Genomic DNA, 19,789 nt, shown 5'->3' with positions numbered 1-19,789 from the left:
GGCTTCGAAAGAAGGTTGCGTTCCTTGTCGAATGGGCATCTTCCTTTCATCGTTCTGCTGTTTCTCTATGCCTGCATTCATTATAGGTCTGGCCAACCGGCGCATTCTATTGCAATAACCATTCATATATAGTCGTAACTATCGCAATCTGTTTGGACCGATTTTGATAGATTTATACATTTTCGATAGATTTGAATGCGGTTTCGAACGATCGGACAGTCGCTTCGCGATACGGTTGTGCCGAAATACATTGCTTCTGATAGATTACAAAAAAAACGCCGGCTGAACCGGAAGGGCTCAACTGGCGTTTCATAATGGTTGTTTTGATTCGATGCGCGATCGATATCGCTAGTTTTCTCCTGCTCAACAACGAGGACCTCTCTTGCTGCTTCTAATTTATCGCAAAATAATGTCCTTCTTCGAGATCGGCGAGCAGTCCGGGCTGCATCGCTTTCCAGCCCAGAAGCTCCCGTGTCGCCTGACTCGCTTGCGCGGTATCGTACATGCTTGTAATGTCCAATGCCGCGATGGGACCAAGAAAGCCGAAATGGGCGGCAGCTTCTTCAAGGATGATGCCGAGCGCCGGCACGTTCAATTGCCGCCCGATAACCGCGGCGATCTCGCGGAGCGGAACGCCTTCATCGCCGGCGCCAAGCAGCCGTGAACCCGCCGGGGCGGATTCGAGCGCCAGACGGTACAGAACAGCCGCATCCAGGCGGTGAATTGCCGGCCAGCGGTTCGTCCCGTCGCCGATGTAGGCGGCGAAGCCCTTCGCCCGGGCGATGTCGATCATCATCGGCACGAAGCCCTTATCGCCTTCGCCGTGCACGGACGGCGCGAGCGAGACGATGGATGACCGAGTCCCCCGCGCTGCCATTGCGAGCACAGCGCGGTCCACGGCATGTCCATTTGCATGAGCCGTGGTAATGAACGGTTTCCCGGAGCCTTCGAGTGCCGTTCCCATGGCTTCAACGGCTCGCAGATCCAGCGCCAGCGCACCTTCAAAATCGGAAAAATCGTTGGTGAACGCCAGATGAACCACGCCGTCCGCGGCCGCGGCGGCGCTTCGCAGCGTATCGAGATCTTCCAGCGTGCCGTACGCCGCTGCGGCTCCCGCCGCCAATAATCCCGCGGCTTTCTCTTCGGAACGGCAAAGACCCGTCACGGTATGTCCCGCGCCGATCAGTTCCCGGACGACCGCGGAACCGATGTACCCTGTTGCGCCAGTAACAAAAACATGCATATTGACATCCTCCTTCTCGAGTTGACTGCTTGAACTTCTTAAGCATAAACTATGAAGTGAACTCTAGGGCAAGCGGTCCAAAGGAGAAACGACGATGAAAATTCAGGGACTGGCGGACATGATGGGATTGACACCTTGAACAAGATGCTGGAGCATCGGATGCTGCTCATGGACGATCCGCAAAAGGCGCAAGAGATGCTTAAGAATTGGCATGCCGGTACATCCGACTAGGCAAACGCGAATCCCGATAAACGAAAAAGCCTTGACCGGTCGTTAACCGTCAAGGCTGTTCGCGTTCTTCCGCTTCGCCGGCTGCGGGCGGCCTATCCGTCTTCAACCGGCCGGCCTTGCGGAGCGCCTCGCGAAGCAAAAACTCGATATGGGCGTTGACGCTTCGGAATTCGTCCGCGGCCCATTTCTCTAAAGCCCGGTGCACGTCGGGATCAAGTCGCAGCGGGAAAGCCTTTTTGTCCTTGGATGGCATTTGCGAGCCATCCTTAGCCGTACAGCGTGCCCGTATTGATGACCGGGGTTACCGCCCGGTCGGATACGACCGCGACCATCAGATTGTTGATCATGGCGGCGCGCCGCTCCGCATCGAGTTCGATCCCGTTATCGATGAGTTGGCGCAGCGCGGCGTCGACCATGTAGACGGCGCCTTCGACGATTTTCCCCCGCGCGGCGATGATGGCGATCGCCTGTTGACGCTGCAGCATGGCGCTGGCGATCTCGGGCGCATACGCGAGATGGGTCAAGCGCGTCTCGACCACTTCCACCCCGGCGACCAACAGCCGTTTCTGCAGCTCGGCCGACAGCTCGGCGGCCACCTCGTCGGCATTTCCCCTGAGGGACAAACCCGGTTCGTCGGTAAACGTGTCATACGAGTATTTCGCCGCGGTATGGCGGATCGACGTTTCGCTCGTGATTTCCACGAACCGCTCGTAATTGTCGACGTCGAACACCGCCTTCGCCGAATCCGTCACCTTGAAGACGACGACCGCTCCGATCTCGATCGGATTGCCCTCCAGGTCGTTGACCTTCAGCGTCTTGCTGTTGAAGTTGCGCACCTTCAGCGATACCTTCTTCTTGGCAGTGAAGGGGAGTACCATCCAAAGTCCGGCCTTGGCGACCGTACCGATGTAGCGGCCGAAGAACGTAATGACCTTCGCCTGGTTCGGCTGAACGATCGTCATCGACGTGATGGCCACGAAGAACAGCAGAATGAGCAGGATGCCGAGCGTGATCAGCCAGCCGGAAGGCTCCGCCCGATTGCCTCCGACAATCAGCAGGGCGATGCCGCCCGCCAAGGAAGCCAGGCATACGAGCAAGGCGAAGAAGCCGTTCACGTGCCATGCGCGAATATCTTTCATGTCCAATGCACCTCGATATAATTTTGATACTATTATGATATCACTTTTGGAAGTCCCTGGAAACGAAAATTGAATAGATCCGCGCCTTCGGAGATCTTGCGTCACCGCGCCGCAGAATCACGGTGCGCCGGATCCCCGATTTTCCCTGCTATTCATTCGATGAATCGCGCACGGCCGCGAATACGCATCGATCGAAGGCCGCTGACCGGAACGGTATAATATTCCACTCGCAGGCTCATAATATGGCGAAGATAGCACGGAGAGGTGCGTAGCTCATGCCCGAAAATATCTACGCGGTTTTGAAGGATGCCATCAAATCGAACGATCTCGAGCAATCGGTGCATGCGATCGGCGAGAAACGAATTCATTTTACCTATTGCAAAAACATCGTGGACCAGAAGCTGCTCGATCATGAAATCTTGCACCGGATTCAAATTTCGCACGCGAAGCTCGACGATTTGCTTGCTTTAAAACGGTTGATACCGCTGGAAAATAGTAAGGTATCTTCAAATATCGACGACATCGTGCAACGATTGATTCGAGGGTTCGTTCTCGTTCAGCTGGAACCCGATTTTCATGAAGGACTGTTAATCGATGTCGCGGATCCCAAGCGCGGGTACCGAAGCAACAACGAAGCGGACAACGAATACAGCGTCATCGGCCCGAAAGCCGGCTTCGTCGAGGATCTCGATACGAACTTGAATTTACTGCGAAAAGAGCTGGTTTCCGAGCATTTGCGATTCGAGGAGTACATCAAAGGCTCGCTTTCGCAAACGCGCGTCGTCATTGTATATGTAGAAGGGATTTGCAATCCCCACTATGTCGATACCCTCCGGCAACGAATCGTAGACGCCGATTTCGACGTGGTGTTCGATAGTTCCCTTATCGATCAAGTCATCACGGATAATGCCAATTCGCCTTTCCCTTTATTTATATCGACCGAACGCGTGGATCGGGCAAAATATTGTCTTCTTAGCGGCCAAGTGGCCGTCTTGAGCAGCGGGTCGCCGTATGTTATTTCCGGCCCTAGCACCGTGTTTGATTTTTTCGCTTCGCCCGAAGATTATTATCTGCCCTGGGTGCTGGCTTCTTTCTTCCGGGCTATCCGGTTTTTGGGCGTCGCTTTCTCGATTCTGGCCTCTCCCTTCTATGTTGCCGTGTTAACCTTTCATTATTCCGTCATCCCGCAGGAGCTGCTGGGCCCGATTATCGAATCCAGGGCGAACGTGCCTTTTCCGCCGCTCATTGAAGTGCTGCTGCTGGAGATTACGGTCGATATGCTGCGCGAAGCCGGGGCCAGGCTGCCGACCAAGGTCGGACAAACGCTCGGGATCGTGGGAGGCGTCGTCCTCGGGACGGCAGCCGTGCAAGCCGGTCTCACCAGCAGCATCTTGATCATCGTTGTCTCGTTATCCGCCCTGTCTTCCTTTGCCACCCCCATTTTCAAAATGGCGAACACGATTCGTTTTTTGCGGTTTCCGTTCATTGCATTGGCGGCAGCCTGGGGCGGGTTAGGCATTACGATCGGGTTTCTGATACTGATCGGGCATTTGCTGCGGTTAAAATCATTGGGTGCGCCTTACCTCCTACCGCTGTTCCCGTTCCGGATCCGCGATTATGCGGACAGCTTTATTCGCTCTCCATTCAGCATGACGTATAACCGACAGCGATATCTGCGCCCGCTCAAGCTTGAGCGCTACAAGGTTTCAAAGCCGAAAGATCGCAGCGATGACTACAATCACGAATAATAAAATTCAAGCAAGGGAAATCGCGTCCATGAATAGATCTCTCCCGCTTCTCTTCTGCTGCTTCTTATTATCCGGATGCGCGGAACAACAGATCGTCGATCGGATTAAACTTATCCAAAGCATCGGCAACGACCCGCACGGAGATGCAATCAAGGTGACCGCGACTTATCTGGCCTACGAGAAGAAAGCGAGAATGTTATTGCTCGAGGGCGACGTGAAATCGTATGGCGAGGTGTACACGCCTTTCGCTTCGCAAACGGACCATCCCATTGCAAGCGGTCAATTAAAAACGTTGGTCATTAACGAAAAATTGGCAAGGCGAGGAATATCGCCGGTAGCCACCGGCATTGTTCGGGACCCCCTGATCAGCAACCGCGCTAAGATCGTGCTCACGCCCGATCAAGCGAGCGATATTTTAGCCGAGTCGTTAAAATATCCGCCGGCCTATTTATCCCGCTTGATCGAACAAAATATGAAGTATGAGAATACGCCGATCACTAACGGCCATCTATTTCTAGACCAATATTTCGGGGCGGGGCAAGATGTTTTCTTGCCCGTTTTGACCAAAGACGGCAAAGGCGCTTTGCGCGTGGACGGCGTAGGCGTATTTCATGGCGACCGATTAAAGCTGATGCTGAATAATGAGCAAGCGCTGTTCATCAAGCTCCTGAAAGAAAAGGATGTCGAGGTTCGCTCCAGCAGATACAGCTTCAAAAACGAACAGAACAAATTGATTTCCTTTAGAATTATTCATTCGGCCCACAAAGTGACCGTGCAAAACGAATCGGCCATTATTTCCTTGAAGCTTGATATCGACCTTGGCGATTATCCGGCAAACTTGAACGTTATCTTAATCGACCGCGATATGCGACAAGTCAAGGAACAAATCGAACGCCGCTTGGCGGCCGACATGAAAGCCATCCTGGAAGATTTCCAAAAAAATGAAGTCGATCCGATCGGGATCGGCAATCTTTATCGCGCTCACCGCCGGGGCTGGAACGAGCAAGCCTTCTACGCTCGCCAATATCCAAAGCTCAAATTCGAGATGCGGACGGAAGTGAAGATCCAATTGTTGGGAGTGGGGCATTAGTGCAGAACATGGTCAAGGAAAGCTACAGGGTCTCCGGCTTTTTCGTGTTTTTCCTCATCCATGCGTCTGTAATCGGGGCAGGTGCCTTAAGTTTTCAACATTTCATGCTGGATCTATCCGGCTACGATACTTGGATCGTGGTTCTGCTAACGGGATTAAGCCTTCATGTCATCCTATGGATGATCTTCAAGATGCTTGGCAATCCGGCCAAGGATGTCATCGACCTGCATGGCTTCCTTTTCGGCAAATCCGTGGGCCGCATCGTTTCCCTGGCGTTGGTGGGGTACTTTTTTTTGCTCGCGTTAACGGTCTTTCGCGGCTATATCGAGATTATCCAAATTTGGATGTTCCCTCACTTTCGAACGTGGGTGCTGGCCTTCCTGCTCGTTTGTATCCTGTATTACGCCGTTTCGGGCGGATTCCGGGTAATCGTCGGCTATTGTTTTTTCGGCTTCCTGTTCTCCAGTCTGCTGCCCTTCTTTTTGTACTTCAACCTCAAATACGGACATGTGAACAATCTAATGCCGATCTTTTATCATCCGGTACGGGAGCTGCTCGCGTCTTCCAAATATTCGGGCATCTTCTTTATGGGATTCGAAAGCATCCTGCTTTATTTTCCGTTTATCAAGGCCCCGGAGAACAATGCGAAATGGGCCCATTTCGGATTATTATTCGTCACGTTCAAATATGCCGCCCTCATGTTCATCACCTTCATGTATTTTAGCGAGGGGCTTTTGCAGCATACTTTCTGGCCGACCTTTGTGATGCTGAAAGTCATCGAGTTATCCTTTATTGAACGGATCGAGTTTATTTTTATCTGCATGTGGCTGGTGATCATTATCCCCGTGCTCTGTCTTTCGATTTGGAGCTGCACGCGAATCATCAAACGAACGACGAATCTTAAACCGACCTGGTCGCTGCTCGTGATTCTGCTCGCAATCTTCTTGGCCGCTCTTCCGCTCGACGATCGCATCAAGATTCACGGGTTAGGTGTACAGGCGGTCGAGATCGGATTTTATTTCATGTATGCGTATATCCCGCTGCTGTTTGTCCTTTACGTGATTCGCAGCAAATTTTCGCGGACGGCGTTAAAGACCGTGCAGCCGGATGCGTAATCGAATTTACTCGCGCTATGTTCAATGAACATTTAGATAAAAAAGAATCGCCTTCCCCGTTGCGATACGGTGAAGGCGATCCTAATACGGAGATGACTCCGTTCGGATTGATCGGATTAACGATACAACAAGCCGTCCGTAACGCCGACGGGCTTGCCGATCATCTTTATCGAGGGATAACGGTACCCTTCGTCAGGCAATCTAAATGCGTGCAGCCATAACGAGCCGATTGAATTGGCTGCCCGCATTTTCCCGAGCCGATTTGATTCGCCTAACTCTCCTCGGGCTAATCTAAACGGCGCGCGGTAACGTAATTCTCCGTCCAATAGGTCTTGTCCATGTCTGCCAGCTTGACGCCGCCGGACCCGAAGGTGTTCAACATTTTGCCTTTGCCGGCATAGATGCCGACATGACCGATGAAGTTGCCCCGGCTCGGAACTTTGAAGAAGACGAGATCGCCCGTCTTCAATTTCGATTTCGATACAAAATGCCCTAATTTGGCTTGTTGGGCCGCGCTTCGCGGCAAGTTATAGCCGAATTTTTGAAATACGTGCTTCGTAAATGACGAGCAATCGAAGTAACGCGTAGTCGACGTACTCGCCCCGAATTTATAGGGCGTTCCCAGATAATGATCGCTGTAGTCGATTATTTTGGCAGCGGTTTCATGCGAAAGCGCATTCACTTTCGCGGGAACACCGAAGCCAAACCCCGTTAAGCCTGCCGAAGCGCATAGCGCGACGACGGAAGTTTTAATTGCGGTTTGTTTGACTGTCATGGTAATCACCCTCCATGCATTGAATTTCGTACCATCGTTTGCCGTATTCCCTTTGTCGGGGGACTGGAGCAATGATCTGTTGTGATCCTCAATGAGTGAGCAGGATGTCGAATCGACAAGGTAAGTGTATCGAATGGCGGCATAAGGATCAATGTCTCTTTTTCTATCATCCTCATAGCTTTCATCTATTCTTGTAATCTCGCCTACTGCCGTGAAATAAAAAAAGAGCCGGCACGCGGCTCTATATTACTGCTTTGCGACTTATTTCTTCAACAGCTCGAAATCATCGAATGCCGCCCAGTTGCCCGCTTTCGCGTCGCTCCAGACGCCGATCTCGATTCGGCCGTTCGTTACGCGGACGTTATCGATGGTGAATTTCGTATAGTCGGCGACGGGATTGCTTCCGATCACCGCTTGCACCTCCGCCGCGCCGTAGTTTTTCGCGAACAGATGAAGCGCTTTTTGACCGCCGCCCGATCTGGCCCATACGCTGACGGCATACACGCCGTTCGACACGGCCAGCGATTGGGACGTAAGCTGTTGATAAGCGCCGGCCAGCCAATGCGTCAACTTGTAAGTGCCGGTGCGCGGTTTGTCGGTATCCGCTTTGGACGCCGATTCAGCGCCGTTATGCCACTCCGTCCAACCTTCCAGATTCCCCGTTTCGAATCCGGGATTCTTGATTGCATTCACGGGCGGCTGGGCTGCCGGCTGCCCGGTTGCCGGTTGTTGATTAGCGGGCAACGGATTCGTAAATTGCAGCCAATTCAAGTTAAATCCCGGCCCTGCCGCGTAGACGCGCAGCGTCTGCTGGCCCGCGCTTAGCTTCGCTTCGCCGCTCGCCGTCTTCCATGCTTGCCAGCCGCCGGTATTCGGCACGGCAATCGTGCTTAACACGGTATCGCCTACTTTCAGCTGGATAGATCCGGTGTCGACTTGACTCGCCACGCTTAGTTCGACCTTATACGTCCCTGCAGCGGTTACGTTCACGGCGTAGTCCATCCAATCGCCGGCTTCGATCCAGCCGACATTCAGCCCGCCGCCGGCATCCTTCGTAATCTCCGTCTGCACGCCGCTCATCGCGCTGTATTGTTCGGCTTCAATCCTTCCGGGAATCGGCGCGTAGAGAACGGCCGGCGCTTCGCCGCTGCGCTTCAGCTTCTGATCCGCGTACAACGACCGCGGAGTCAGGTCCCCTCCTGTTCCGACGCCTTCGACAAAGTCCTGCGGCGCCGAACGCTCGCTGGACGGCACCGTGTACTCTACCCCGGCGGCCGCGCCGCGCGTACCGATCACGTAGCCGCGGCCGAATTGCCTGGATTTCACGATCGCCGACTGCCCGGGTGCATACGCGACCCCGTTCGTATTCCAGATGACCGACTGCGACGTGGTCCAGCCATGCTCCACGGTTCCGTAAGGCCGGTAGACCGCTTCGATATAATCGCCGTTCATGGTCATATAGTCCAGTAGATTCGCCATGCTCAGATACATATGAAAATCCGTGGCCAGGCGCGGTTTGTTCGACGTACTGTCATAGATGACATTGCCGCTGGTCCACATGTATTGGAACGTAAAGCTATGCCTTCCCAGGGTAGCCGCGGCATGCTGCACCAAATTATCCTGGCCTTGCATCAGGTAGAGATACCCGTTCCCGCCCTCTCCCCTATATTGCGGTTTTTGCATATGCGTGTTCTGAACCGTCACCGTTCGAGACTGATACAAGACGATCCCATGCGATAGCAGATGCAAGTCGCTCGCGTTGGACGAAGGCTTGAAGCTGTCCACCTGATCGATCCAGCTGTTTTTGACGTTTGAGAATCCGATCGCTTTCGCGGCATGCACGTCATAGGCCGCGGTTCCAGCCTTCTTGTAGTCCAGATCTCCCCAGGTAGAGCCCGTATGCTGCTTCATGCCGACGGACAATTGCTCGATCCCGATCTCCGACAGCGTTTCGCCCACTTTATAGATCCTTGCCTTGTCTCTCGTCTTGAGCGCATAGCGGATCGGAATATCGACCGTCAGCGTATTGGCCGCCTTGTCGATTGCCGTAATTTTTCGATAAAAGGTCGGTCCTTTTACGGTAGCCGCGTTCCACTTGCCCGACATCCCGTGTTCGGCCAAAAAGGCATCCGTGGCGTCGGCATGCAGGACGATAAAATCATTCGCCGCGTACTCGCCGACGCTGCTGACGGGAATCACGGTGGCCAAAGGGTTGACGTCGCTTCGGATGGACGTCGGCGCGTTCGTCGGCTTATGCCAATCGGCTGAATGGTCCGGCGCTACGCGAATGACCGATTTCTCCCGCATGTTCGGCGTATCGTTGTATAGGAACGTTGCGGTTTTTCCGGATCCCCGCAGGACGACATTGCTATGCTTGATCCACAGCGCGCTGGAACTCGAGCCTTGCGGGTGAACGCGGTATGTCCCTGCGGGCAAGTAAACGACACCGCCGCCTGCGGCTCCGGCCGCATTGATCGCATTCTGGATGGCCGCCGTCGAATCCGCTTGTCCGCTGGCGTCTGCTCCGTATTGCGTCACGATGTTATAGACGGATCCGGGCGGCGCGGTCGGAAGCGGCTTTTCGCCTCTCCAATAACCCGCGTAAGAAAAGTCGTGGAGAAAGTTGCCATGCGTATCCGCATACCCCGGCGTCCAATTGTCCGGATATAAAGAGCTGCGCCATGCTTGTGCCATTGTCGTCCCTCTTTCTCTTGCCTGTTCGGCAGCATTTAATCGTATCCGTGGAGCTGAATCAGCTATGCGACAAGTCTAGCAAGAAAGATGGTCGCCCGGAGCAACGCCGAGAATGGCGCAAATTTTCTTGTATTGCTCGACCCGGTTGGGCACTGCGCCGCCGCCGCCGCGGTTGCACTCCAAGGCGCCGTTGATGGTGCGGATGGTTTCGCCGAATCCTTTGGATTGAATTATCGCATTGTGGCACGTCATCTTACCGGCACCCGTTTGCGTGTTCCAGAACCACAGCGCCGTTTTCATCGCAACGGAAGGATCCTGCGCGACCAAATCCGGATTCGAAAGCAGCGGCAGGCCGAGCGCCTCGCCGGCGGCGCCGTAATTGTAGTTCCAGCTGATCTGCAGCGGACCGCGACCGTAATATTGCTTGCCGGGAACGACTTTATATTTGCTGTTATAGTCGAAATAATGGTTATAGTTGGCCTTGTTCGCCTCGACGATGTGATACAGTCCGCCTGTCTCGTGATGGATGTTGGCCAGGAATGCTGCGGCTTCTTGGCGTTCGATCGTACTGCCGCCCGTCTTGGCGAATGCGGGGTACGCGCTCGTAGCGGCGACTAATCCGGCATAGGTATAGAAATGGTTGCGACCCGGGAAGATTTGGTTGAACTGCTGCTCGGTTACGACGAATCCGCCGGAAGGCTGCTGGGCGGGAGCTTCCGGATTCTGATTCGGCTGAGCGGCGATCACGAATTCTTCCCAGCCCGAAGCAGTCGGTCGATTCGCATACAGCACGCCTTCCAGGTTCATGTCCGCGCATACGTATTGATTGTTGGCCACGGCTTGCAAGGCGACCTTGCCGTTGCCGCGATCGACGCGTTTGAATTTCTCCCATGCTTGTATCGTCGTCGCTCTTGCGATCAGTTTCGTATTTCCATTCAAATCGGCCGTAACGTATTTGTTATTGGCAGACGATTGGAAAGAGATCGTTCCATCCGAGTTGTTAATCACATTAAAGGTTTCCCATCCCTTTGCCGCCGTCCGATTGGCAATCAGCGGACTGGCTCCTTGATCTTCAGCCGAGACATAGTTGTTGTTGAATGCGGATTTAATGACGGATAACATTTGAAAACCTCCTAAATAATGATATGAATGCGTTGCATCTTCGCACGATGCCTTTTCGCATAAGCAGTTCATTCTGCAAAACCGCTTATGGTAAGGCTATTGTAGGTTCCGGAACCATTTAATACAAATCATGAAATATCGAACAAGTTATCAATATATTTATGAATAATCGTATTATCGATTTTAATATCTATAATTTTAAGGAAGATATTAAGTCGATTTTCCTAAATAAAAACATAATTACAGCGAAAAAATAATCCGAATGGCTCTATTGAAAGCAGGCAGTAGATATGGGGACATGGTAGGCACAATACAAAAGCCGCCTGCCGGTTCGATGCCGGTAAGCGGCTTTTACGGTATGCGCGAGATTCCGAACCTTGGTTCAATGGAGTCGGATCTGCACGAGGCAGGCTTTATTTTTCTTTGCGAAACACAAAAAACCAGCTAAGCCCCAATAAAGCGATTACGATTACGAAAAATCCCGCTATTCCGATTGCATCCATCAAAGGCGACGGACCCGACATCGTTTATTCTCCCCTTTCGTTCTGCGTTGAAGTCATGCCCAGCCGTCGGAAACGAAACGGTTCGTATACAACATCGTCAACTAGGCCGTCTAGCAATCCCGTTCCCTATATAAACGAATCAAATTACGATGCGTTCCATCTCTTCTGCGATCGGCAGCCTCGACTCCATGCCCGCCTGCCTGTGGGAGGCCGATTGAAATGAGAATGGAATAGTGCTCTTTGTCCACGACAGCCTGAACCGCGTCAACGTTTACCTTGTCGTTGAAGAGTAGATCGATTCTACTCCCCCAACATACCGCTATAAGCAAACTTTACCGAAACGGTCATTGGGGATGATGATATAGTGAAATCGTAAGTACGGACCGCAGCGAGACGAATTGCTGCGAATATCCGGCGAATGTCAAAATCAGCCCAAGGCGAAGGAGCGTGACCTGCTTGTGAATACATATTCATCCCGCGATATCGGAGCCCATGGGCTGATGGAACTGCAGGCCGAGGCGCTCTATACCCATGATCGCAGGGGGAGATTGCTGACGGTGAACGAACCGGGCGGCGGTCCGGCGCCCCGGATGTTCCTCGGGCGGACGATCCAAGGAACGTCGGTCTGCAGGTTCAGGCACGACGTGCCGGACGATCTCGTCCGAAGGCTCGAGGCCCTATGCGCCGAAGAGGACGGCCGCGGAGATTCGCGGTCAGTCCCCCGCCATCTCGAATCGTATATGAACTTGCTGGACGCGGAGGTCTACACGATGGGCCCCGCTTATCTGGTTCCCGCCAAGACCGCAGCCGAATCCTCGTCCGAGTCGCGTTCGGTGCTCGTCACAAGGCAAAATGCGGAACTGCTGGCAGGCGGATTCGATTGGCTGATTTCGGAAGTGGACGATGCGCAGCCCTGCATCGCGGCGGTCTCCGACGGACGTGCCGTATCGGTCTGCCGCAGCGTCCGCATCACCTCGCGCGCCCATGAAGCGGGGCTCGAGACGCTGCCGCCGTTTCGCGGACAAGGTCATGCCGCTGCCGTCGTCACCGGTTGGGCGGAGGCGGTTCGACACGCAGATCGGATCCCTTTATACAGCACCTTCTGGGACAACCTCACCTCCCGGCGAGTGGCGCAGAAGCTGGGGCTTGCATGCTACGGGACCGATTTTGCGATCGTCTGACCGGTGAACTGGCCTTCCCACCCGGATCGGCGGTATCGGTATCCGGAGTTCTTTGCGCGTTCGAACGGAAAGCCCAACGATACTGTCATATCGTTGGGCTTTCCTGGTTCCTATTGCTATCTTTTGTTACGTCATCGCATAAGCCGCACCGCTAAACGTGACAGGCCCATCGACGCGAATAATGCCCGATGTGACTTTCGATAGCACGCATTGATACACATGGAACCCTTCCGGAACGTCGAAATCGGCGCCTACGGTGGTGATCAGGTGTAATTCCGGCGATTCCAACGTGTTCACGGGTCCCAAATCATGCACTCCGGTCCAGATCACGCCGCCATCCCGTAAAAATGCGATCGCCATCGTCAATACGTCGTCTTGCGGATGGCCAAGGCCGACGGTAATGCTCAACTCTACGCGATTCGGAGCGCCGCTGCTTAGAAATAAGCCGATATCCGCTAATAGCACCTCATTCATGGGGGAGAGATCAAACGGCAAAGGAATGTCTCCGGGCAGAACGCCGCCGGGCGCTCCATTGCTAGGTTGGCTGACTTTATAATCAAGCAGTATCGCTGGCAATTTAACACATCCTTTATTCGATGAATTCATATAATTTATGCACCAGCCTGTACCGAAGCAAGGTATAAGCGCATATCGAAAGAAGAAATATCCGCATGCCGCCAGAGGAAGTTTAGGTGGATCGTCGACATTAATGACACTATTATCACGCAAAAAAGCCGCGTATTTACGCGGCTCAAGTGATGATTATGCTCTTGGCGCATTTCATTCGAAGACTTGACGCAATTCAATCTGGCCCTCCCCATGTCCTTGCGGGTCCGGCATCCGCATGGCCCACCCGATCGCTTCTTCCCTCGAATTCACGTCAATCAGAATGAACCCGGCAATCAATTCTTTCGATTCGGTGAACGGGCCGTCCGTAACCACCGGCTTTCCCCCCGGATTCGGAAACGAGAGCCGGATCCCTTTCGAGCTGGGATGAAGCCCTTTAGCCATAATCCGTACGCCTGCTTTAACCAGTTCCTCATTGTACTTCGACATGGCTTCTTCGAGCTTCGGGTTCGGGAGATTACCGGCAGGAGCGGAAATGCTTGAAATTTTTCAAAACGTGGCGCCTAACGCATTGAACCCGCGCGCGATTACTCTTCCCATCTGGAATGAAGCACATGATGACAAAAATTAGGACGTTTATAGCCCGGCAGAAACACCTCGCAGATATCGGCGTTAATCGTGCCGTAGGTCGTTTCCGGCTTATGCTTGAAGCCTTCCAAGAAGGCATGCAGGATATTTTGCTTGAATTGGTTGCGCGGGAACGCATCGACGATTTGCCGGCGGGTTTCATCCGGGATGAGGTCGAAGTTTTTCCCTACGACGTCGTAGCTGACGCCAAAGTTCATCAACGCCGCTTCGCTTTCTTTATACTCGACGATTCCGATCGTCGTATGCAGGGCCACGGCATCCCACACCAACCTGATTGATTCTTCCGGCACGCCGCGGCTTCGCAGGAAATCGCGCGCGGCATTCGCCCCGTCGACTTCGAAGCGCTTGTCCGGACTGCTGAATGCAGGAGTCAGGCCTAGATCGTGGAAAAGCGAACTGATATAGAGCAATTCCGGATCATGCTTCGTTTGCCGCAGCTTGCCTCGGATCGACGCGAAAAGAAATACCCGGTTCGAATGGTTCCACAGCAGATCGTCGCCATGTTCCCGCAACAGTTCCGCCGCTTCGACGGCCAGCTTGCTGTCGGGAATCTTGATATCCGCGATTGACGTCGACATCGTTTATCGCCTCCTATTTTGTGCTCAACCTCATACTAGGCGTTCGGCAATCATAGATCAATGAGGGGTTTTCTATAATAATGATCCGCCAATTGAATGATCCTTGCTCTATCTCCAGAATCCCCTTTCTCTGGCGCGAATATTCGCCGGATGATTGCATGGCTTCGCCACCCGGTTAATAAATCTTCTTCAACAGCGCGATCACCTCGTCCAAGGCAAGGCCGAAGGTCTTGTAATAGGACGTGTCGCTTTCCATTTGCTTTAAGATCATTTCATCGCGCATTTGCAGCATCTTCCCGGATGAAAATTCGGCGACGAAGCATCCCTTGCCGGTGACGGTGTTGATCAGCCCGCAACGCTCGAGTTCTTCCCAGGCTTTCTTGACGGTAATGACGCTCACGCGAAGCTCTTGGGCAGCCTGCCGAATGGGCGGCAAGACATAGCCGCTCGGAAGCTCGCCCCTCAGAATTTGTGCGCTAATCTGTTCGAACAGCTGCTGGTAGATCGGTTTCTCCGATGAGTTCGAGATCGATACGTTCATAGCAGCTCCACGCTGAGCAATCGTTTCACCGCAATCCGGCCGGCAATCAAGGTGAATGCCGCAAAGATCACGATTCCCGCGATCAGGATGGAAGCGTGAATCGCCCAATGATCCGCGATTGTTACGTTGAAGATGTCGGACAAGGATGAGATTTGGATGCCCAGCCATTGCACGATTGCGGCAAAAAGCAAGGCAGCCGCAGTGGATATGGCCAGCGCCCAGCCGTATTTGTACGCCGTCTTGTAGTACATGGGGATAAAGATGACGTTGAAGAGCGCCAGCATGGCCATGCAGAGACCCCAGAAACCCATGGTCGGCGCGAAGAAATAGTAGGCGATGTCCAGGTTCGCGTACAGGAAATCATTGAGCAGGCCGAAGATCGCCGCGAATCCGACGTGCAGGATCTCCAGGACGACAATAACGAATACCCTCGCTTTCACGATATCCTGCTTGGTTACGGGCATCATCGTCGTAAACATCAGGTCGTTTTGCGCTTTGAAATTGCCGAAAATGGCCGGGACCGATATCCAGAAAAAATACATCGGGACAATAAAATAGGCCCAGCCGGGAATGAGCATCAACAAGCCCAACAATACGGGCATGAGGAAAAAGATCGGCTGAATGGCCAATTTCAAATCTTTGATCACCAAGTTATACATGCGCATCCTCCTTCTTCGCGATGTAGATCATGATTTCCTCAAGACTCGGGGTGGTCGCTTTAATGCCGGGAGAGGGAACGAAATCTTCGGAGCGGATCAATCCCGTAAAGCCGAACGAGTTCACTTTGTAGGCTATCATCCGTTCGATCAACTGGCCGAGTCGGCTTTCGTCGCCGTTCAGCAAGCGATAGGACGCTTTGAATTCTTCTTTCTCGGCGCTCTGAACGATTCGTCCGTCCGCGATAAAGGTAATGAAATCCGCGCACTTCTCCAAGTCGGAGGTAATATGGGTCGAGAAAAGAATGCTGATCTCGCCGCCTGCGACAAGCTCCTGAAAAAGATCCAGCAAATCGTCTCTGGCTACCGGATCGAGCCCGCTCGTCGGTTCGTCGAGGATGAGAAGCTTCGCGCCATGGGACAAGGCAATGGCCAAGCCGTACTTGACTTTCATCCCCGTCGACAGTTCGGAGACGTTTTTATTCTCATCCAATTTGAATCGTTTCAGGTAGCCGGTATAGGCGACATCGTCCCAATGCTTATAGAACCTCTTGATCACGTCGGTCAACGTTTTGATCTTGCTGCGCGTGTAGAAATCGATGCCGCCAAATGCGCATCCGATCTCTTGTTTAAGCTCGATTTCTTGTTCGGCCATGTTCTTGCCCAGAATTCGGACCTCCCCGCCATCGGTACGAATCATGTTCATGATCGATTTGATGGTGGTGGTTTTCCCCGCGCCGTTGGCGCCGATAAAGCCCATGATATAGCCTTGCTCGAGCCTAAACGTTACGTCCTTTAATTGAAAATGGGGATAATTCTTGTTTAAGTTTCGAATGTCTAAGGCCAGCATGACATGCCTCCTCAATAAATTGTGTATATCGTATATTCACAATATAGCATGCGAAGGTTTTTGTAGTCAATTTTGCCCGCCAACAACGCGATCATGCCGGCCATTGCGCGCCGATAAGAACCCGATCACATCAAAAAAGACGCATTTTATGCGGGCCTGAAGGTTTCTATAGGTGTCGCCACCATCCGATATCGAAACTCGTATGCATAAGTTCTTGTCGGCTCAGACCTCCTGGTTTCGTTCAAGTCCTTGCATGCGCGTAACGGCAACCCCAAGTGCCATGTTGCGCCATAAGGTCTGCTCTACCAACTCGGACTGCTCACTCTTACACTGTACGATGATTATGATTTCACCAAGTCTGGTCTTGCCGGTTTTGATCTTCTTTCGTCTTAAGGACGTCTTGACGACATCGAATGCAAAACCGGCGGCAAACCCGCCGGCCGAGCCGATCAAACCCCAAAACACCGGTCCCCAGTCCAGGACAAACCCTCTCGCCACCCCGATCGTTCCGCACATCATAGCCATTATGAGCGCCGTGTCGACCAAGGAAGTCCCGTCCACGCCGTGCATCGTATCAATCAGCCTGCTATCGACTTTTCGATTATCGAGTGGAACCGCGTAGATATCCTCGATCTTATTTTCTTTCAGCTCGCTGATCGCAAGCTCGAGATAATGCGAATGCTGAAAGGTAGAGAATATCTGAACGCCCATTATATTTTATCTCCTTTGTGCAGGACGAAATTTTCCGGTTGATGATGCTTTTTCAAAAAATCCGCTTGTTCCCAACTAAACAGTTTTCCTAATTCCACCGTATTGGAGTAAGCATCGTATATGCCGTAGAAATAAATCGACGGGAAATAAAGGGACCATTGTTCGTCTACGATTTCTCTTGCTCTCGCGAAATCCCCCAGCAAAAAATAGTGCACGCCTTCAACCAGGTCCGAATTAAGGATTACGACGATGGTCACGATCAGAAGCAGAAAGGCGCCGACGATCCGATGAATGTAGAGTTGTCCGAGACTCGGGAAGGCCATCGACCAAGCGAATGCGATCCATGGCTCCTTCTTGCTGATGAAGTTAAATCCGAACGGGTTTATCGAGAATGTCGTGTATTTGGCATTTTCTCTTTTCGCCAACAAATGAATCATATTTTCATCGACTGCGGTGCGGTAGCTGTCCCAGATGGCGAATAAATAAACCGGAATATAGAGGTAAATGTACCTTTCGTCCAAAATCTCCTTTGCTTTGGCGATATCGCCGTTGAACGAATACATCATGGCCGTATTCAGATGCGTGACTTGGTTGATATAAAATTCCCAAAAAAACAAAGCGAAGCCCGTGATGAATTTGTGGACCAAAAAATGGCCGAACCCGGGAAACGCAACCGACCATAATGCCACGATATGGGGATTTCGCTGGTGAAGCTGGATCGTACCGAAGGGAGTAAGATTGGCTTGATAATATCGATTACGATATTCGTTCCTAAAGTTATCCAAAGCTTTGCCCCTCGTCTCTATATGAGTAATTACTTGTTATTTTTTCCAATTATCCGGCATCCATTCAATTCAGGATCTGCATCCCCGATGCAACTGCTTCTCCCGCTCCATGATCACTTGTTCAATCCCGAGCAGAATCAGCTTCAAACCGAACTCGAACGAAGCGTCGCTCCCCATCAGCTCGAATAAGCCGTTCTTGAACATCCCCCGGAACCGCCCCGCTTCCGTCTCGCTCATGGAATCCGGCAAGCTCGAGGGGCAGCGTCAGCATCATGAGCGATTAACGATCGCGCTGGCTTCTTATCATAAAAACGACCCGGTACCGAAGCGGTACCGGGCCGTTATTTAACGTTTTACGGAAATCGCATTCATTTTCCCGGCTCCTGCCACCGGTACATCTTCATTGATTCCGGATGAAAGGAATCACGCCTCGTTATCTGCGGCGCAGACGCATATCTTCCAGAGCCGGATTCGTCAAGAAGGTGTTGTCCGCTGCGTTGAGATCCGTGCCGGGAGGAACGATCTCGTCGATTCGATCAAGGATATCCTCGTTCAGTACCGCGTCTGCCCCAGCCAATAGATGCTCGAGCTGCTCCGGCTTACGCGGACCGATCAGGACGGATGTAATGGCCGGATGCGACAGCACAAACGCGATCGCCAGGCGTGCCAACGGCATGTCCGACTCTGCGGCAAGTTGAGCGAGCTGCTGAACAGCTTCCATTTTCAACTGATTATCCGGTACCGCGAGGTCGAATGCGCGCGATTGCAGCGATGCGCGGTTGCCCGTCGTCGGGTCCGCCCGTCCGGACAACCAGCCGCTGCTTAGCGGGCCGTAGGACAGGACACCCATTCGATGGCGCTGCGCCGAAGGGAGCACGGCCGATTCGTTCATTCGATTGAGGATGGAGTACCTCGGCTGCTCCGTGAGGAAGCGGTGATGTCCGTGCTTTTCCGCGACCCACTGGGCCTCGACGATCTGCTCTGCCGGAAAAGTGGAAGAACCGATCGCGCGCACCTTCCCCGAACGAATGAGATCGGAGAGCGCCGACAGCGTCTCGCCGATCTCCGTATTCGGGTCCGGACGATGCATCTGGTAGAGATCGATGTAGTCGGTGCCGAGCCGCCGTAAGCTATCCTCGACCGCGCGGATGATCCAACGCCTCGTCCCTCCTCGCCGGTTGGCATCGTTCCCCATCGGCAAGCCGAATTTGGTTCCCAACACCACCTGATCGCGCTTTCCCTTAAGCGCCTTGCCGACAATCTCCTCGGACTCGCCCGCCGAGTAGACGTCGGCCGTATCGATAAAGTTGATACCCGCATCCATCGCCGCGTGGATAATCCGGACCGATTCATCATGGTTGCCGTTGCCCATGGCGCCGAACATCATCGTACCAAGCGCGAGCTCGCTGACCGTCATGCCGGTTGCCCCGAGAGTTCTGTATTTCATTGGTTTGCCTCCTATAATAGATAGTTTGGAATCGCCGGGTTCGAGTTTTCACCTTCCCCTCGACTTGATTATGCGTCGGTTGATAAGCCGGAAGGTAGCCGAATGATCGCAAATCATTGCCTAATCCTCTCCCTCGGCTTTGTTCCGCCTCCCGATAGCGGTATA

Annotated in this window: 19 protein-coding genes and 1 pseudogene; 4 read left to right on the top strand and 16 right to left on the bottom strand. The window is 53.0% G+C overall.

Annotated elements, in window-relative coordinates; genetic code table 11:
* Positions 1-391: 391 nt before the first annotated feature.
* The 3 genes from AC50YL_RS20280 to AC50YL_RS20270 all read right to left on the bottom strand — a co-directional run bounded on the left by AC50YL_RS20280 (position 392) and on the right by AC50YL_RS20270 (position 2,613).
* Positions 392-1,243 carry an SDR family oxidoreductase gene (locus AC50YL_RS20280; protein WP_494834263.1) on the bottom strand — a complete coding sequence of 284 codons (852 nt, stop codon included), beginning with the start codon at positions 1,241-1,243 and terminating at the stop codon, positions 392-394.
* Between the two features lie 280 nt (positions 1,244-1,523).
* Entirely contained in the window at positions 1,524-1,727 is a 204-nt protein-coding gene (locus tag AC50YL_RS20275) for a type II toxin-antitoxin system antitoxin (RefSeq protein ID WP_494834262.1), read from the bottom strand.
* A 13-nt stretch (positions 1,728-1,740) separates the two neighbouring features.
* Complete coding sequence (locus AC50YL_RS20270; RefSeq protein ID WP_494834261.1) at positions 1,741-2,613, bottom strand: SPFH domain-containing protein; 873 nt, start codon at positions 2,611-2,613, stop codon at positions 1,741-1,743.
* A 275-nt stretch (positions 2,614-2,888) separates the two neighbouring features.
* Here AC50YL_RS20270 and AC50YL_RS20265 point away from each other — a divergent pair, with 275 nt between their 5' ends.
* The 3 genes from AC50YL_RS20265 to AC50YL_RS20255 are packed head-to-tail and all read left to right on the top strand — an operon-like array spanning position 2,889 to position 6,566.
* Positions 2,889-4,361: a spore germination protein gene (locus tag AC50YL_RS20265; protein ID WP_494834260.1), complete on the top strand. Its 1,473-nt coding sequence runs from the start codon at positions 2,889-2,891 to the stop codon at positions 4,359-4,361.
* A complete protein-coding gene (locus tag AC50YL_RS20260) occupies positions 4,342-5,451 on the top strand; it encodes a Ger(x)C family spore germination protein (RefSeq protein ID WP_494834258.1) in 1,110 nt (369 codons plus the stop codon). The genes AC50YL_RS20265 and AC50YL_RS20260 overlap by 20 nt, the downstream gene beginning before the upstream one ends.
* Before the next feature lie 8 nt (positions 5,452-5,459).
* Positions 5,460-6,566 (top strand): GerAB/ArcD/ProY family transporter, encoded by a 1,107-nt coding sequence (locus tag AC50YL_RS20255; protein ID WP_494834466.1) that lies wholly within the window; start codon positions 5,460-5,462, stop codon positions 6,564-6,566.
* A 286-nt stretch (positions 6,567-6,852) separates the two neighbouring features.
* On the opposite strand, the gene AC50YL_RS20250 is transcribed toward AC50YL_RS20255, so the two are convergent.
* The 3 genes from AC50YL_RS20250 to AC50YL_RS20240 form a co-directional block, all read right to left on the bottom strand.
* Positions 6,853-7,341, bottom strand: coding sequence for a C40 family peptidase (locus AC50YL_RS20250; RefSeq protein ID WP_494834256.1), 489 nt, complete (start codon positions 7,339-7,341; stop codon positions 6,853-6,855).
* Between the two features lie 261 nt (positions 7,342-7,602).
* Positions 7,603-10,035: a carbohydrate-binding protein gene (locus AC50YL_RS20245; protein ID WP_494834255.1), complete on the bottom strand. Its 2,433-nt coding sequence runs from the start codon at positions 10,033-10,035 to the stop codon at positions 7,603-7,605.
* Between the two features lie 75 nt (positions 10,036-10,110).
* Entirely contained in the window at positions 10,111-11,157 is a 1,047-nt protein-coding gene (locus AC50YL_RS20240) for a glycoside hydrolase family 19 protein (RefSeq protein WP_494834253.1), read from the bottom strand.
* A 961-nt stretch (positions 11,158-12,118) separates the two neighbouring features.
* Between AC50YL_RS20240 and AC50YL_RS20235 the strand changes: the two genes are divergently transcribed.
* A complete protein-coding gene (locus AC50YL_RS20235) occupies positions 12,119-12,841 on the top strand; it encodes a GNAT family N-acetyltransferase (RefSeq protein WP_494834251.1) in 723 nt (240 codons plus the stop codon).
* 126 nt (positions 12,842-12,967) lie between these two features.
* Here the strand turns inward: AC50YL_RS20235 and AC50YL_RS20230 are convergent, their stop codons facing one another.
* The 10 genes and pseudogenes from AC50YL_RS20230 to AC50YL_RS20185 all read right to left on the bottom strand — a co-directional run bounded on the left by AC50YL_RS20230 (position 12,968) and on the right by AC50YL_RS20185 (position 19,624).
* Positions 12,968-13,417 carry a hypothetical protein gene (locus tag AC50YL_RS20230; protein ID WP_494834250.1) on the bottom strand — a complete coding sequence of 150 codons (450 nt, stop codon included), beginning with the start codon at positions 13,415-13,417 and terminating at the stop codon, positions 12,968-12,970.
* 204 nt (positions 13,418-13,621) lie between these two features.
* A complete protein-coding gene (locus AC50YL_RS20225; protein WP_494834465.1) occupies positions 13,622-13,954 on the bottom strand; it encodes a YciI family protein in 333 nt (110 codons plus the stop codon).
* A 41-nt stretch (positions 13,955-13,995) separates the two neighbouring features.
* Positions 13,996-14,634, bottom strand: coding sequence for an HD domain-containing protein (locus AC50YL_RS20220; protein WP_494834249.1), 639 nt, complete (start codon positions 14,632-14,634; stop codon positions 13,996-13,998).
* Positions 14,635-14,809: 175 nt separating this feature from the next.
* Entirely contained in the window at positions 14,810-15,175 is a 366-nt protein-coding gene (locus AC50YL_RS20215; RefSeq protein WP_494834247.1) for a GntR family transcriptional regulator, read from the bottom strand.
* Complete coding sequence (locus AC50YL_RS20210) at positions 15,172-15,834, bottom strand: ABC-2 transporter permease (RefSeq protein WP_494834246.1); 663 nt, start codon at positions 15,832-15,834, stop codon at positions 15,172-15,174. Before AC50YL_RS20210 ends, AC50YL_RS20215 begins: the two co-directional genes overlap by 4 nt.
* Entirely contained in the window at positions 15,827-16,681 is an 855-nt protein-coding gene (locus AC50YL_RS20205; RefSeq protein WP_494834245.1) for an ABC transporter ATP-binding protein, read from the bottom strand. Before AC50YL_RS20205 ends, AC50YL_RS20210 begins: the two co-directional genes overlap by 8 nt.
* A 222-nt stretch (positions 16,682-16,903) precedes the next feature.
* The gene (locus tag AC50YL_RS20200) at positions 16,904-17,392 is read right to left on the bottom strand and encodes a hypothetical protein (RefSeq protein ID WP_494834244.1); all 489 of its coding nucleotides are present in this window, start codon (positions 17,390-17,392) and stop codon (positions 16,904-16,906) included.
* Positions 17,392-18,081, bottom strand: a complete 690-nt coding sequence (locus tag AC50YL_RS20195; RefSeq protein WP_494834242.1) for a hypothetical protein — start codon at positions 18,079-18,081, stop codon at positions 17,392-17,394. The genes AC50YL_RS20200 and AC50YL_RS20195 overlap by 1 nt, the downstream gene beginning before the upstream one ends.
* 165 nt (positions 18,082-18,246) lie before the next feature.
* Positions 18,247-18,426 (bottom strand): annotated as a pseudogene (locus AC50YL_RS20190) (hypothetical protein); the annotation flags it as partial.
* 184 nt (positions 18,427-18,610) lie between these two features.
* Positions 18,611-19,624, bottom strand: coding sequence for an aldo/keto reductase (locus AC50YL_RS20185; protein WP_494834240.1), 1,014 nt, complete (start codon positions 19,622-19,624; stop codon positions 18,611-18,613).
* Positions 19,625-19,789 lie beyond the last annotated feature (165 nt).

It is taken from the genome of Paenibacillus sp. J22P277 (genome assembly GCF_059383675.1).
The sequence above is the reverse complement of the archived record's forward strand: the minus strand, read 5'-3'. Positions and strand labels throughout refer to the sequence as shown.

Excerpts from the sequence above, each read along its gene's own strand:
- AC50YL_RS20255 (WP_494834466.1), top strand. The coding sequence starts at position 5,460 with ATGGTCAAGGAAAGCTACAGGGTCTCCGGCTTTTTCGTGTTTTTCCTC.
- AC50YL_RS20260 (WP_494834258.1), top strand. The coding sequence starts at position 4,342 with ATGACTACAATCACGAATAATAAAATTCAAGCAAGGGAAATCGCGTCC.
- AC50YL_RS20245 (WP_494834255.1), bottom strand. The coding sequence starts at position 10,035 with ATGGCACAAGCATGGCGCAGCTCTTTATATCCGGACAATTGGACGCCG.
- AC50YL_RS20275 (WP_494834262.1), bottom strand. The coding sequence starts at position 1,727 with ATGCCATCCAAGGACAAAAAGGCTTTCCCGCTGCGACTTGATCCCGAC.
- AC50YL_RS20205 (WP_494834245.1), bottom strand. The coding sequence starts at position 16,681 with ATGCTGGCCTTAGACATTCGAAACTTAAACAAGAATTATCCCCATTTT.
- AC50YL_RS20250 (WP_494834256.1), bottom strand. The coding sequence starts at position 7,341 with ATGACAGTCAAACAAACCGCAATTAAAACTTCCGTCGTCGCGCTATGC.
- AC50YL_RS20280 (WP_494834263.1), bottom strand. The coding sequence starts at position 1,243 with ATGCATGTTTTTGTTACTGGCGCAACAGGGTACATCGGTTCCGCGGTC.
- AC50YL_RS20240 (WP_494834253.1), bottom strand. The coding sequence starts at position 11,157 with ATGTTATCCGTCATTAAATCCGCATTCAACAACAACTATGTCTCGGCT.
- AC50YL_RS20265 (WP_494834260.1), top strand. The coding sequence starts at position 2,889 with ATGCCCGAAAATATCTACGCGGTTTTGAAGGATGCCATCAAATCGAAC.
- AC50YL_RS20215 (WP_494834247.1), bottom strand. The coding sequence starts at position 15,175 with ATGAACGTATCGATCTCGAACTCATCGGAGAAACCGATCTACCAGCAG.
- AC50YL_RS20220 (WP_494834249.1), bottom strand. The coding sequence starts at position 14,634 with ATGTCGACGTCAATCGCGGATATCAAGATTCCCGACAGCAAGCTGGCC.
- AC50YL_RS20200 (WP_494834244.1), bottom strand. The coding sequence starts at position 17,392 with ATGGGCGTTCAGATATTCTCTACCTTTCAGCATTCGCATTATCTCGAG.
- AC50YL_RS20270 (WP_494834261.1), bottom strand. The coding sequence starts at position 2,613 with ATGAAAGATATTCGCGCATGGCACGTGAACGGCTTCTTCGCCTTGCTC.
- AC50YL_RS20210 (WP_494834246.1), bottom strand. The coding sequence starts at position 15,834 with ATGTATAACTTGGTGATCAAAGATTTGAAATTGGCCATTCAGCCGATC.
- AC50YL_RS20185 (WP_494834240.1), bottom strand. The coding sequence starts at position 19,624 with ATGAAATACAGAACTCTCGGGGCAACCGGCATGACGGTCAGCGAGCTC.